The 12,343-nt window shown below is 75.5% G+C and carries 11 protein-coding genes, 4 tRNA genes and 1 riboswitch; of the genes, 8 read left to right on the plus strand and 7 right to left on the minus strand.

The window, feature by feature from the left end; all coding sequences use genetic code 11:
* The 3 genes from J1M40_RS02870 to J1M40_RS02880 form a co-directional block, all read right to left on the minus strand.
* Window positions 1-615 (minus strand): GNAT family N-acetyltransferase (locus J1M40_RS02870; RefSeq protein ID WP_342345125.1); only part of this gene is annotated, 615 nt, incomplete at its 3' end.
* Window positions 616-620: 5 nt separating this feature from the next.
* Entirely contained in the window at window positions 621-1,946 is a 1,326-nt protein-coding gene (locus J1M40_RS02875; RefSeq protein ID WP_049147985.1) for a lysine N(6)-hydroxylase/L-ornithine N(5)-oxygenase family protein, read from the minus strand.
* A complete protein-coding gene (locus J1M40_RS02880; RefSeq protein WP_049147986.1) occupies window positions 1,943-3,538 on the minus strand; it encodes a pyridoxal-dependent decarboxylase in 1,596 nt (531 codons plus the stop codon). Before J1M40_RS02880 ends, J1M40_RS02875 begins: the two co-directional genes overlap by 4 nt.
* A 161-nt stretch (window positions 3,539-3,699) precedes the next feature.
* Between J1M40_RS02880 and J1M40_RS02885 the strand changes: the two genes are divergently transcribed.
* Window positions 3,700-4,590, plus strand: a complete 891-nt coding sequence (locus J1M40_RS02885) for a siderophore-interacting protein (protein WP_049147987.1) — start codon at window positions 3,700-3,702, stop codon at window positions 4,588-4,590.
* A 97-nt stretch (window positions 4,591-4,687) separates the two neighbouring features.
* Here the strand turns inward: J1M40_RS02885 and J1M40_RS02890 are convergent.
* The 4 genes from J1M40_RS02890 to J1M40_RS02905 all read right to left on the minus strand — a co-directional run bounded on the left by J1M40_RS02890 (window position 4,688) and on the right by J1M40_RS02905 (window position 5,085).
* Window positions 4,688-4,764, minus strand: a tRNA-Gly gene (locus J1M40_RS02890).
* Window positions 4,765-4,792: 28 nt separating this feature from the next.
* Window positions 4,793-4,864: transfer RNA gene (locus J1M40_RS02895), tRNA-Val, on the minus strand.
* A 58-nt stretch (window positions 4,865-4,922) separates the two neighbouring features.
* Window positions 4,923-4,993 (minus strand) — tRNA-Cys (locus J1M40_RS02900).
* 18 nt (window positions 4,994-5,011) lie between these two features.
* Window positions 5,012-5,085 (minus strand) — tRNA-Gly (locus J1M40_RS02905).
* A gap of 158 nt (window positions 5,086-5,243) precedes the next feature.
* Between J1M40_RS02905 and J1M40_RS02910 the strand changes: the two genes are divergently transcribed.
* The 7 genes from J1M40_RS02910 to ribD form a co-directional block, all read left to right on the plus strand.
* Window positions 5,244-6,233 carry a cytochrome gene (locus J1M40_RS02910; protein ID WP_095346695.1) on the plus strand — a complete coding sequence of 330 codons (990 nt, stop codon included), beginning with the start codon at window positions 5,244-5,246 and terminating at the stop codon, window positions 6,231-6,233.
* The gene (def, locus tag J1M40_RS02915; RefSeq protein ID WP_095346693.1) at window positions 6,230-6,805 is read left to right on the plus strand and encodes a peptide deformylase; all 576 of its coding nucleotides are present in this window, start codon (window positions 6,230-6,232) and stop codon (window positions 6,803-6,805) included. Before J1M40_RS02910 ends, def begins: the two co-directional genes overlap by 4 nt.
* A 14-nt stretch (window positions 6,806-6,819) precedes the next feature.
* Complete coding sequence (locus J1M40_RS02920; protein WP_241252026.1) at window positions 6,820-7,902, plus strand: methionyl-tRNA formyltransferase; 1,083 nt, start codon at window positions 6,820-6,822, stop codon at window positions 7,900-7,902.
* Window positions 7,899-9,530: an RsmB/NOP family class I SAM-dependent RNA methyltransferase gene (locus J1M40_RS02925; RefSeq protein ID WP_206450449.1), complete on the plus strand. Its 1,632-nt coding sequence runs from the start codon at window positions 7,899-7,901 to the stop codon at window positions 9,528-9,530. The genes J1M40_RS02920 and J1M40_RS02925 overlap by 4 nt, the downstream gene beginning before the upstream one ends.
* Window positions 9,531-9,546: 16 nt before the next feature.
* Window positions 9,547-10,218, plus strand: a complete 672-nt coding sequence (gene rpe, locus J1M40_RS02930) for a ribulose-phosphate 3-epimerase (RefSeq protein ID WP_101965478.1) — start codon at window positions 9,547-9,549, stop codon at window positions 10,216-10,218.
* A gap of 94 nt (window positions 10,219-10,312) precedes the next feature.
* A riboswitch (FMN riboswitch) is annotated at window positions 10,313-10,457 on the plus strand.
* An 82-nt stretch (window positions 10,458-10,539) separates the two neighbouring features.
* Window positions 10,540-11,244: a nicotinamide riboside transporter PnuC gene (gene pnuC / locus J1M40_RS02935; RefSeq protein ID WP_004167571.1), complete on the plus strand. Its 705-nt coding sequence runs from the start codon at window positions 10,540-10,542 to the stop codon at window positions 11,242-11,244.
* The coding region (ribD, locus tag J1M40_RS02940; protein ID WP_206450451.1) for a bifunctional diaminohydroxyphosphoribosylaminopyrimidine deaminase/5-amino-6-(5-phosphoribosylamino)uracil reductase RibD at window positions 11,241-12,343 on the plus strand (1,103 nt) is incomplete at its 3' end. The genes pnuC and ribD, both read left to right, overlap by 4 nt.

Below are 12,343 nucleotides of genomic sequence, written 5' to 3' on the forward strand. Positions count from 1 at the left end.
GAGGAGCGGGGGCTCGGGGAGGGTGAGGTCCAGCCCGGCGGCGAGGACGCCGATCCGGCTGGCAGTGAAGGACTCGGGCGTGGCGATCGAGAGCATCGCCGTCTTGGATCCCAGCGCCACGGGACCGAGCTCCGTGAACCCGGCGGCCAGGTTCTTCGCCCGGATGGCGGCGTTGCGCTCGTCCGGCTCGACGACGACGCGCCGCGCCCCCGGCTGGGCCAGGCACCAGCGCACCACCGCGGCCATCACCAGGTCCGTGGTCCCGGGCACCGGGGTGTCCGTCGGGGCGACGAGCACGTGCAGGCCGACGTCGCCGGGCGCGCCCGCATACCGTCCGGCCAGCTCCGAGTGGGCCGGGTCGTAGACCTCCACCAGGAAGGTCGCGGTCCCGTCCACGAGCCCCACGTGCGCGTGGTGGTGCGGGTGCGCGGCGATCGCCTCGTACTCGGCCACGACGTCGGCCAGACCCGCCTCCGTCATCTCCCAGTACACGGCGTGCGGGGACGTCACCCACCGGTGCAGCAGCGGATGGTCCTGCGCGCCCACGGGACGGAGCTCCACACGACGGGCCGCGCTCGCGGCCGCACCGTCCACGGTGGTCTGCGGCGGCGTCACGGCGCTCACCGGACGCCCGCCGCGACGGCACCGAAGTCCTGGAACGCGATCGACTCGGCCTGCGCGTAGACCTGGCGGCCGGCGATCGTGCTGAGGATGCGGCCGCTGTGCTCCGCCGCCATGCCCAGGTCCGGGCCGGTGAGACCCAGGGGCTGTTCGGCGGTGTTGTGCACGAAGATCCGGCGGCCGCTCACGTCGATCGCGTGGTCCGCGTTCGCCGTCGTCCGACCGTCCTCCGCGCGCAGCAGGTGCCGCACCGGCTCCAGGAACGGATGGTCCGGGTGGCGGTAGCCCGTGCCCGCGACGACACGGTCCACCACGTGCCCCCCGGTCACCCCGGTCTCCTCGTCGCGCAGGGTGACCTCCACCCGGGGCGCACCCGGGCCCGCGACCAGGCGGGCGTCCGTCACCGACGTGCCCGGCCACAGCCGGGCCGGGTCCAGCGGACCCACCTGGCGCTCGTACAGCGCGTGGTAGACGTCCTCGATCGTGTACTCGCTGATCCCCTTGTACAGGGACCGGTGGGATGCGTTGATCTCATCCCGCCGCGCCCGGGGCAGAGTGGCGAAGTGCCGCTCATAGTCCAGCGAGGTCAGCTCGAGCGTGAGCTGGCCGACCTCCATGCCGAAGAACCGGGGTGAGCGCGTGACCCACGTGAGGTCCGGGTGGCCCGCGTTCAGCAGGTCCAGGGCGCACTCCGCCGCCGACTGGCCGCTGCCCACCACCAGGACCGACCCGGCCCCGGCGATGTCCTCGCGACGGCCCATGTACTCACCCGTGTGCACCACGGGGGACGCGCCGACCCGGGCCGACTCCTCCGCGACGCGCGCGAGCGGCGCGGGCAGGGACGGCACCGTGCCCGTGCCCACCACCACGTGGTCGGCCCGGTGCGTGCTGGTCCCGGCCGCGGAGGCCGCCTCCACCACGAACTCGTCCGCCTGATCGTCCCACCGCACCGCCGTCACCGTGGTCGCGTAGGCGATGCCGGGCAGCTGGGCTGCCACCCACGCGCAGTAGTCCGAGAACTCCCGCCGCAGCGGGTACCAGGAACCCCGGATGTAGAAGCGGTGCAGCCGGCCCATCGCCTTGAGATACGCCAGGAACGAGTACGGGGAGGTCGGGTCCGCGAACGTCACCAGGTCCGCGAGGAACGGCACCTGGATCTGCGCGCCCGGCAGCATCATGCCCGGGTGCCACACGAACGCGTCGCGGCTCTCCACCACCTCCACCTCGACGTCGGGCAGCGGGTGGGCCAGCGCGGCCAGGCTCAGGTTGAACGGGCCCAGCCCGATCGCGAGCACGCGGCGGGGGGACGTGGACGCCGGGCTCATGCGCACACCTGCTCTCCGTGCTCGTCCACGCGCGCCGCGGACGGACGTGGCCCCGCCGAAGCGGGGAGCGTGCAGGACACGGCGACCGACGGGCCATGCGGACGGGTCCGCGCCACCCCGCGCCACCGATGACGGCTCGCCCGCACCGCGTCGACGTGCCGCAGCGCCGCCTCCTCCACGACGTCGACCAGCTCCTCCAGCTCGCCCGAGGTGACCGCGGGGTTCAGGATCGTGAACTTCAGATGGGGCACCCCGTCCACCACCGTCGTCGCGATCAGCGCGCGCCCGCCGGCCACGAGCTCCCGGTGCGTCGCCGCCTGCACCGCCGTGCACTCCTCCTCCGACAGTCCCTCGGCCCGCACCCGGAACAGCACTGTCACCAGCGTCGGATCCTCCAGCACCGCGAACGTCGGCCGGGCCCGCAGGATCCCGCACGCCTGCCGCGTGCGTTCGCGCGCCCCCGCGAACAGGGACACCACCGCCTCGGCCCCATGCTCACGCAGCGTCAGCCACAGCTTGAGCGAGTCGAACCGGCGGCTCGTCTGCAAGGACCGATCCGCCAGGTTCGGATGGACGCTGTCCTCCGGGTTCAGGTAGTCCGCATGCACCGTCACATGGCGCAGGCTCTCGGCGTCCCGCACCACCAGCGCGCTGCAGGCCAGCCCCACGTAGAACGTCTTGTGGAAGTCCATCGTCACCGAGTCCGCACGGTGCAGCCCCGGCAGCTCGTGGCGCGTCGCCGCGCTCGCGGCGAGGATCCCGCCCACGGCCGCGTCCGCATGGACCCACATCCCGTGGCGTTCGGCGACGTCGGCGATGGCCGGCAGCGGGTCGATGGCGCCGCGGTCGGTGGTCCCCAGCGTCGCGACGACGGCCATCGGCACGGCACCGGCGGCCACCTCACGTTCGACCGCCTCGGCCAGGGCCCCGGGGTCCAGACGCCCGGCGGCGTCGGTGGGGACGACGACCACGGCGTGGCGACCCAGCCCGAGCAGGCCGGCTGCCTTGGCGATGCTGTAGTGCGTGGCGGCGCTGACGAAGACGCGCAGCGAGCCGAGCACCTCGGCGGGCAGGTCGGCGAGCCCGGCGTGGCCGGTGAGGCGCTGCACGGCGCGGCCGCGGGCCAGCGTCATGGCCTGCAGGTTGGAGGCCGACCCTCCGGAGGTGAAGACGCCGTCGCCCGCGGCGAACCCGCACCAGCGTCCGACCTCGGCCAGGAGCCGCTGCTCCATGAGCGCCGCGGAGCGGGCCTGGTCCCAGGACTCGACCGCCGTGTTGAGCGCCCCGAGCACGGTGTCCGCTGCGGTGCTGGAGAGCAGGACCGGGCAGTTGAGGTGAGCGGCATAGCGCGGGTGGTGGTAGGCGGTGGTCTGGTGGGCGTAGAGCTCCGCGACCTCGGCGAGGGCGTCGTCGAGGCTGCCCGTCGGCTGCGAGAAGTCGACGGCGCCGACGGCGTCGGCCAGGTGCGTCGACGGGGTGTCCGGGTGGACCCCCGCGCGGTCGTAGGCGGTGTCGACGGCCACCCGGGCCGCCCTGCCGGTGGCGTCGAGGTAGGCGGCGGGATCGCCGAGTCCGAACAGGCGAGGGAGCATGGGAGGGCCTTCCGTGAGGGGGTCGTCGGCTCCGGGCGGCGTGCGCCACGGACGTCCCGCACAGTAGGGAAGCCTTACCTAAGAAAGCAAATACGCAACAATGACGTGACGTATTCAAAGGGAGGACTCCAGCAAAGGTGAGGCTCACCTATGCTGACCGGATGACGAGCTCCTCCGTCCTCCCCCCGCCTGCCGCCCGTCCCTCGCGTGTCGAGGCCCTGCAGATGAAGGCCTACCGCGGGCTCGCGGCCCTCGGCCAGGCGATGCCCGTTGACCGCGACGAGTATCCGCAGTGGACCATGACGGTCCGCGCCACGTGGCTGCTCGCCCCCCGGCTGCGTCGTCTCACGTTCGCCGCGGAGGAGTTCCGCACGTTCACCCCGCAGGGCTGCGACGAGTACTTCGGGCTGCTCACCCCGCCCCCGGGGCGGGCGCTCGTGATGCCCGATCCCGCGGCGCTCAATGCGCGGCGAGCGGTCGGGCGGATCCCCGAGGACGTGCGGCCGGATCTGCGGTGGTACACGGTCGCCGAGCACCGGCCCTCCGTCGGTGAGATCGACGTCGACGTCGTCGTGCACGACCATGCGGGCCCCGCCGGCACGTGGGCGCGCACCGCACGTCCGGGCGACGTCGCCGGCTTCCGCACCGGGACGGGCGCCTATCGTCTGCCGGCGGCGGGGGAGTCGCACCTCGTGGTGGGGGACGAGACCGCAGTCCCGAGCATCGCCGCCGCCCTCGCCGCGCAGCGTCGCACGCCGCGCGGGGGCCGGATGGACGTCGTCCTGGAGGTGCCCGGCCGTGACCACGTCCCCGCCCTCGAGGTCCCGGAGGGCGCCACGCTCACGGTCCTGCACCGCGGAGACGCCGTGCCGGGCGCCCTGCTCACGCCGCACCTCGAGGACCTCCCCGCCGCGCCCCGCGACCACGTGTGGGCGTGCGGCGAGCAGTCGCTCGCGACGGCGGCGCGGCGGGTGATCGTCCGCCGCGGCATCGCACCGAAGCGCGCGATCATGTTCAGCGGCTACTGGCGGGTGGACGGCCCGCGGCTCTGATCCCGTCCGACGGTCGGCGTCCGTGCTCCGAGCACGAGGCCGACCGCACGCCCCGGAACGACGAAGGGCCCCTCCGCCAGGAGGGGCCCTTCGTGTGTGGAGCGGATGACGAGATTCGAACTCGCGACCTCCACCTTGGCAAGGTGGCGCTCTAGCCAACTGAGCTACATCCGCCTGAGTCGATCGTCACGGATCGTCTCCGTGCGCGATACTGGGTTCGAACCAGTGACCTCTTCCGTGTCAGGGAAGCGCGCTACCGCTGCGCCAATCGCGCTCGTCCACCTCCGAGGAGGTGGTGAACATGCCGCCACTCCCGGTCGGAGAAGCCTGCGAGGTCGGGACGGGATTCGAACCCGCGTATACGGCTTTGCAGGCCGCTGCCTCGCCTCTCGGCCACCCGACCAGGGGTGAAGGTTGAGCGAGCGGATGACGAGATTCGAACTCGCGACCTCCACCTTGGCAAGGTGGCGCTCTAGCCAACTGAGCTACATCCGCGTGTCGGTGCCGCCGGGATCCGCTCCTCCGAGCCGCTCACCTGCGTTTTCCAACGAGAAAGAACTCTAGGCCATCTCCGCCCGGATGCAAAATCGGCGTCCGCTGGCGTGTCGGGCCACCCCGTCGGGGGTCCGGGGACCCTGCCAGAATGGCTGACCATGACCCAGCCACGCCTCGCGCATCAGACCCCCCACGGGCGCATGTACGCGCGCTCCCTCTCGGGCCTGCCCGAGGTCCCGTCCATCACCACCGTGATCGGCATGGAGAAGACGGACCTGGACGGCTGGGTCGGGTGGATGGCGGCCCAGTCCGTGACCCAGGATCCGCGCCTGGCGGAATCCGTGGGCTCCGCCGCGCGCCTGAAGCAGGTGGCCCGGCAGTCCGCCGACGCCGCCGCCCGCTACCGGGACGCCGCGGCCGAGCGCGGGGACCGCGTGCACGACTACGCCGAGCAGGTGGCCCAGCGCGCCCTCGGCCGCCCCCACACCATGGCGGAGGCCCGGGCCCGGCTGATCGAGCACGGCGAGGGCGCCTACGCGGACCGCTTCGACGAGTGGTGGGACCTCTACGACGTCCGGCCGATCGCGGCCGAGATCACCGTCTGGAACCACACGGTGGGCTACGCGGGCACGCTGGACCTCGTCGCCCGGATCGGCGGCCGGCTGTGCCTGATCGACTACAAGACGAAGGGCACGGGGCGGGACGGACGGGTCAAGGCGCTCGATCCCAAGGTGGTCATGCAGCTGACCGCCGGCCTGAAGGCGGAGGAGTCCCTGGTGGACCCCGAGGCCGGCACCTGGGAAGAGTGGCGGCACGGCCAGGCCGAGATGCTGCTCGGCGTCGCCCTGGGGGAGACCGAGGTCGCCGTGCACCAGGCCAACCCCGGTGTGCTGCCCCGCCACTGGCACAAGTTCTGGGCCCTGCGCCAGGTCTGGAAGCACGCGCAGGCCGTGGACGACGCCGGCCCCGCGCTCCGCGTCATCGGCCCGCCTCCGCCGTCGGTCCCGGCGTCGGCGGCCACCGGTCTGCAGGCCGTGCGTACCGCGGCGTTCGGCGGCGGCTCCCATGCCGCCCCGGACGTGGCGCCCGACGGGTCGTCGTCGCGCCCGGCGTCCGCCGCCGAGGGCGGCGATAGGGTGACGGCGTGACCGTCCTGCCCGTCCGCACCGTCCCCGACCCCGTCCTGCGCACCGCCGCGTCGCCCGTGCCCCCGGGCGCGGATGTGCGCGCCCTCGTGGCGGACATGATCGAGACGATGCACGCCGTCGGGGGCGTGGGCCTGGCCGCGCCCCAGGTGGGCGTGGGTCTGCGGGTCTTCGTGTTCGACGTCGCCGGCGTCGCCGGGCACGTGGTCAATCCCGTGCTCGAGACCGCCGGGCAGGCGCTGCGGGAGCCGGGCGAGGGGTGTCTGTCCGTGCCGGGGCTGCGATACCACCCGGTGCGCGCCGCCGAGGCCGTCGTCCGCGGCACCGACGTCGACGGGAACCCGGTGGAGCACCGGGGGACCGGCCTGCTCGCCCGCTGCCTGCAGCACGAGACCGACCACCTCGACGGGATCCTCTACGTCGACCGCCTCGACGGCGAGGAACGCCGTGAGGCCCGCCGCCGCATGCGCGCCGGCGAGGTGGACCGCGCCGCTCGCCGCATCGGGGCCGCGCGCGCCGCCGCCGTCAGCTCGGCTTTCGGCGCCCCCGCCGCCGGAACAGGAGCCGCCCGATGACCGCTCCGACGCCCCTGCGCGTGCTCTACGCCGGCACGCCCGAGACCGCCGTGCCCGTGCTGCGCGCCCTGCTCGACTCGCCCCACGAGGTCGTCGGCGTGCTCACCCGGCCGGACGCCCCGGTCGGGCGCCGGCGGGTGCTGACCCCGTCGCCGGTCGCGGTCGTGGCCGAGGAGGCCGGCCTGCCCGTGCTCAAGGCCGACCGACTCCGCGGACCCGAGGGTGCCAATGTCCGCCAGGCGATCCGCGCGCTCGAGGCGGACGTGGCCGTCGTCGTCGCCTACGGGGCGCTCGTGCCCGCCGAGGCCCTGCAGATCCCGCGCCACGGCTGGCTCAACCTGCACTTCTCCGCGCTGCCGGCCTACCGCGGCGCCGCCCCCGTCCAGCGCGCCGTGATGGCCGGAGAGACCGAGATCGCCGCCGACGTGTTCCAGCTCGAAGAGGGCCTGGACACCGGCCCCGTCTTCGCCCGGCTCACCCGCCCCGTCGCGGCCGACGAGACCGCCGGGGCCGTGCTCACCGACCTCGCCGAGCGCGGCGGCCCGCTCGTGATCGACGTGCTCGACCGCCTGGCGGCCGGCACCGCGACGGCCACGCCACAGCGCGGCGAACCCTCCCACGCGCCGAAGCTCACGGCCGCAGACGGCCTGGTGGACCCCGCCCGCCCGGCCGCCGAGGTGGCCGCCCGGATCAACGGCGTCACCCCCGAGCCCGGCGCCTGGGGCTGGCTGACCGCGGACGACGGCGCCGCCCCGGCCCGTTTCAAGCTCGACGGCGTCGCCCCGGTCAGCGCCGGCGACGACGGCTGGCCCGCCGCCCTCGATGCCGCGGCTCCCGGGCAGATCCTGGTGGCCGCGAAGGCCGCCTGGCTGCGCACCGCCGGCGGGGCCGTCCGGCTCTCCCGCGTCCAGCCGGCGGGCAGGAAGCTGATGCCGGCCGCCGACTGGGCGCGCGGCGCCGCCGCCGGGGCCGCACTGCTGGCCGGGGAGGCGCTCGCCCACCACGAAGAACAGGCCCACCGGGAGGCCGCCGCCCGGGCCGCGGCACGCGAGGCCGCGCGGAACGCCACGGCACAGGACGAGGAGGCGCGCGCATGAGCCGCGAGAGACAGCCAGGACAGGGCCGGGGCGAGCGAGGGGCCCGCGGAGAACGCGGCCGCGCACCCCGGCCAGACCCCCAGGACCGCCGGGATGCGCAGGGGCGCACCCGCAACCGGGGTCGCTCCGGCGCCGGGCGGAAGTACTCGGCGCAGGCGCCGTCGCAGCGCTCCCGCACCGCCGACCCGGCGCGCCGCGTCGCGTTCGGGGTGGTCCGCTCCGTCCACGCCGAGGACGCGTACGCGAACCTGGTCCTCCCGGCGCGCATCCGCCAGGCCCGCCTCGACCGGCGCGACGCCGGCTTCGCCACCGAACTCGCCTACGGCACCCTGCGCGGGCTCGGCCTGTACGACGCGATCCTGACCCGCTGCGTGGACCGCCCGCTCGAGAAGATCGACCCACCCGTGCTCGACGCCCTGCGGCTCGGCGCCCACCAGCTGCTGGGCATGCGCGTGCCCGCCCACGCCGCCCTCGACGCCACCGTCTCCCTCGTGCGCGCCGAGATCGGGGCCGGCGCCTCCGGGTTTGTGAACGCGGTGCTGCGTCGGGTCGCCGAACGCCCCCTCGAGGAGTGGCTGGCCGACGTCGCCCCTGCCGACGGCGGCGACGCCGCCCTGGCCGTCCGTGCCTCGCACCCGGTGTGGATCGTCCGCGCGCTGCGCCAGGCCCTGGCCGCCCACCGCGGCACCCGCCACATCGCCGACCGCGACGCCGAGCTGGCCGCCCTGCTCGAGGCGGACAACGCCCCGCCCGTGGTCAACCTCGTCGCCCTGCCCGTGGCCGGTGGGGCCGAGGCGCTCGCCGCGGCCCTCGACGACGGCGCCGAACCCGGGCCGCTGGCCCCGGACTCCGCCCTGCACTCCGGCGGCGACGCCGGCCGTCTGCCCGGGGTGCGCGAGGGCGTGCTCCGCGTCCAGGACGCCGGCTCCCAGCTCACCGCCCGTGCCCTGGCCCAGGCACCCGTCCCCGCGGCCGAGGGGCGGGCCGAGCGCTGGCTCGACCTGTGCGCCGGCCCTGGCGGCAAGGCGGCCCTGCTGGCCGCCCTCGCCGCCGAGCGGGGGGCGACGCTCGTGGCCAACGAGGTCGCCCCGCACCGCGCCGACCTCGTCCGGCAGGCACTCGCCGCCGTGCCCGCCGACGCCTGGACCGTCCGGGCCGGGGACGGCCGCACGATCGCCGACGCCCCCGAGGCGGCCCCGGCGTTCGACCGCGTCCTCGTGGACGCCCCCTGCACCGGCCTCGGTGCGCTGCGCCGCCGACCCGAGTCGCGCTGGCGCCGCACCCCGGCCGACCTCGCCGAGCTCACCGGTCTGCAGGCCGAGCTGCTCGACGCGGCGGTCGCCGTCCTGGCCCCCGGCGGGGTGCTCGCCTATGTCACCTGCTCCCCGCACGTCGCGGAGACCGTCGTCCAGGTCCAGGACCTCGTGCGCCGCCACCCCGAGCTGGAGCTGCTCGACGCCCGCACCGCCCTCGACGCCGTCGCGCTCGACGACCTGCGCCTGGACGAGGCAGAACCCGCCGGCGCGCCGGAGCCGGGAGACGTGGTCGCCTGCACGGCTCAGCTCTGGCCGCACCGGCACGGCACCGACGCCATGTTCCTGGCCCTGCTGCGCGCCCCCGGCGCCTGACCGAGAGGACCCGACCATGACCGCCCGCGCCCCGCGCCTGCACCCCTCGATCCTGTCTGCGGACTTCGCCCGCCTCGCCGACGAGCTGGCCCGCATCCCCAGTGCGGACGCGGTGCACGTGGACGTCATGGACAACCACTTCGTCCCGAACCTCACCCTCGGCCTGCCCGTGGTCGAGGCGATCCGACGCGCCACGGACCTGCCGCTGGACATCCACCTGATGATCGAGGATGCCGACCGCTGGGCGCCCGGCTACGCGGAGGCGGGGGCCGAGTCCGTGACCTTCCACGCCGAGGCCTCGGCGGCGCCCGTCCGGCTGGCCCGGGAGCTGCGCGCGGCCGGAGCGAAGGCCGGCATGGCGCTGCGGCCGGCGACCGCGGTCGAGCCCTACCTGGACATGCTCCCGGAGCTGGACATGCTCCTGCTGATGACCGTGGAGCCCGGCTTCGGGGGGCAGGCGTTCCTCGACGTCGTGCTGCCGAAGATCAGCCGGGCCCGCCGCGCCCTCGACGGCGGGCCCGCCCCGTTGGCCCTCCAGGTCGACGGCGGCGTGAATCGGGAGACCATCGAGCGTGCGGCCGAGGCCGGGGCGGACGTGTTCGTGGCCGGCTCCGCGGTGTTCGGCGCCGAGGACCCCGACGCCGCGCTCGTCGGCCTGCGCACCGCCGCCGCCCGCGCCTGCCACTGAGCCCTGCGACGCGGTCGCCCGCCCGCCGCGCCGGACGTCGCCCGGCGACGTCCGGCGCTCCCGGCCGGCCGGGCGTGCGATACTGCTGGACAGCAACGTGCTCCGAGATGCGGTGGAAGTCCGCACCGGCGGTGACAGCCCGCTAACCGCGCGGCCCGTCCTCATCCGAGGCGGTGCCGAGCGGCCTGACCGGTGGAATTCCGGTGCCGACCGTACAGTCGGGATGGGAGAGGCACGCGGCGGAGCCGTTCCGCGCCCTGCGCGGGAGGGCTGCGGAGCGCACCCCTCGGAGTCCCGATCCGAGGAGGTGGCGTCACGGTCATGGACTGGCTGGTGGACGCGTTCAACTGGACCATCCCGGTCGCCGGCGGCGGCCTGCTCATGCGCGAGGTGCTGGGCAACGTCTTCGGCCTCGCCTCCGCCCTGGGCGGCATGGCGCGCAGGGTCTGGGCCTGGCCCGTGGGCATCCTCGGCAACCTCATCCTCCTGACGGTCTTCCTCGCCTCCCTGTTCACGGGGGCCGATCACGCCACCCTGCTCGGCCAGGCCGGCCGACAGGTCATGTTCATCGCCGTCTCCGTCTACGGCTGGGCGCGCTGGCGTCAGGCCCGCCGGGGCCACGCCGAGGACGCTCCCGCCATCACCCCGGAGTGGGCCGGCTGGCGCGGGCGCGTGTTCCTCGTGACGGCCATGGCGGTCGGCACCGTCGCCCTCACCCCCGTGTTCCGCGCGCTGGGTTCGTGGGAGCCGGTGTGGGCGGACGCCTGGACGTTCGTGGGATCGCTGCTGGCGACCTACGGCATGGCGCGCGGCTGGGTGGAGTTCTGGCTGATCTGGGTGGCCGTGGACGTCGTCGGCGTGCCCCTGCTGTGGAGCACCGGCTACTACGCCTCGGCCGTGATGTACGCCTTCTACGGCGCCTTCACCCTGATCGGCTTCTTCGTGTGGCTGCGCGCCACAGACCGGGACAAGCCCGCCGTGGAGACGCTGCTGCCGGACGGCCCCGAGGGGGACGTCGCCCGATGAACGCCGCCGAGACCCCGTCCGCCGACCCCATGGACCTCGCCGTCGGCGCCGCGCTGCGCGGCGTGCGCGGCGCCAACCCCCTCGTCGGGGCCGTCCTGACCGACGCGGCCGGCCGCATCCTGGCCGTCGGGCACCACCGCGGACGGGGGACCGCCCACGCCGAGGTCGACGCCCTGACCCGCTGGCGGGCCGCCCGCGCCGCGGATCCGGCCCTGGCTGCCCTCGACCACGCCGGCCTGACGCTGCACGTCACCCTCGAGCCCTGTGACCACACCGGCAGCACCGGCCCCTGCTCGCAGGCCGTCCTGGACGCGGGGATCGGCGCACTGCGCTACGCCGTCGCGGACCCCACCGGCCACGACGGCGGCGGCGCGGCCCGCCTCGCCGCGCACGGGGTGCACGTCACCGGCCCCACCGGCGAGGCGGCCGCCCTCGCGCTCACCGCCCGCTGGCGCGAGGTCCGCGACGCGGGCCGCCCGTGGGTGACCGGACACCTCGCCCAGTCCCTCGACGGCCACGCCGCGGCCGCCGACGGCACGAGCCAGTGGATCACCGGCCCGGACTCCCGCGTCCACGCCCACGAGGTGCGCTCCCGCGTCGACGCCATCGTCGTCGGCACGGGGACCGTGCTGGCCGACGACCCTCGCCTCACCGCCCGTGACGCCGCCGGCGCCGAACTCGCGCACCAGCCCGTGCCCGTCGTCCAGGGTCACCGGCCCGTGCCCGACGGCGCCGCCCTGCGCGCTCACCCGGTCCTGCTGCACGTGCCGGACCACGACCCGCACGCCGTCCTCGCCGCGCTCGCCGCCCATCCCGGGCCCTGGCCCCACGGCCGCCGTGCCGAGCACGTGCTCATCGAGGGCGGGCCCCGCGTGCTCGGCGCGTGGCTGCGCGCCGGCCTCGTGGACGAGCTCATGGTCTACACCGCGCCCCTGCTGCTCGGCCCGGGCCGCGCCGCCGTCGCCGGCCTGGACGTCGCCACGCTGTCCGAGGGACCGCGCTGGCACCCCGACCCCGCGGAGGGCGGCCCCGCCCGGGCCCTCGGCGACGACGTCTGGACCCACCTGAGCCCGGTGCCGGCCCCGCGCCTGCCCACCGC

Source organism: Micrococcus sp. KRD026, from assembly GCF_017168445.1.
GTDB lineage: Bacteria > Actinomycetota > Actinomycetes > Actinomycetales > Micrococcaceae > Micrococcus > Micrococcus luteus.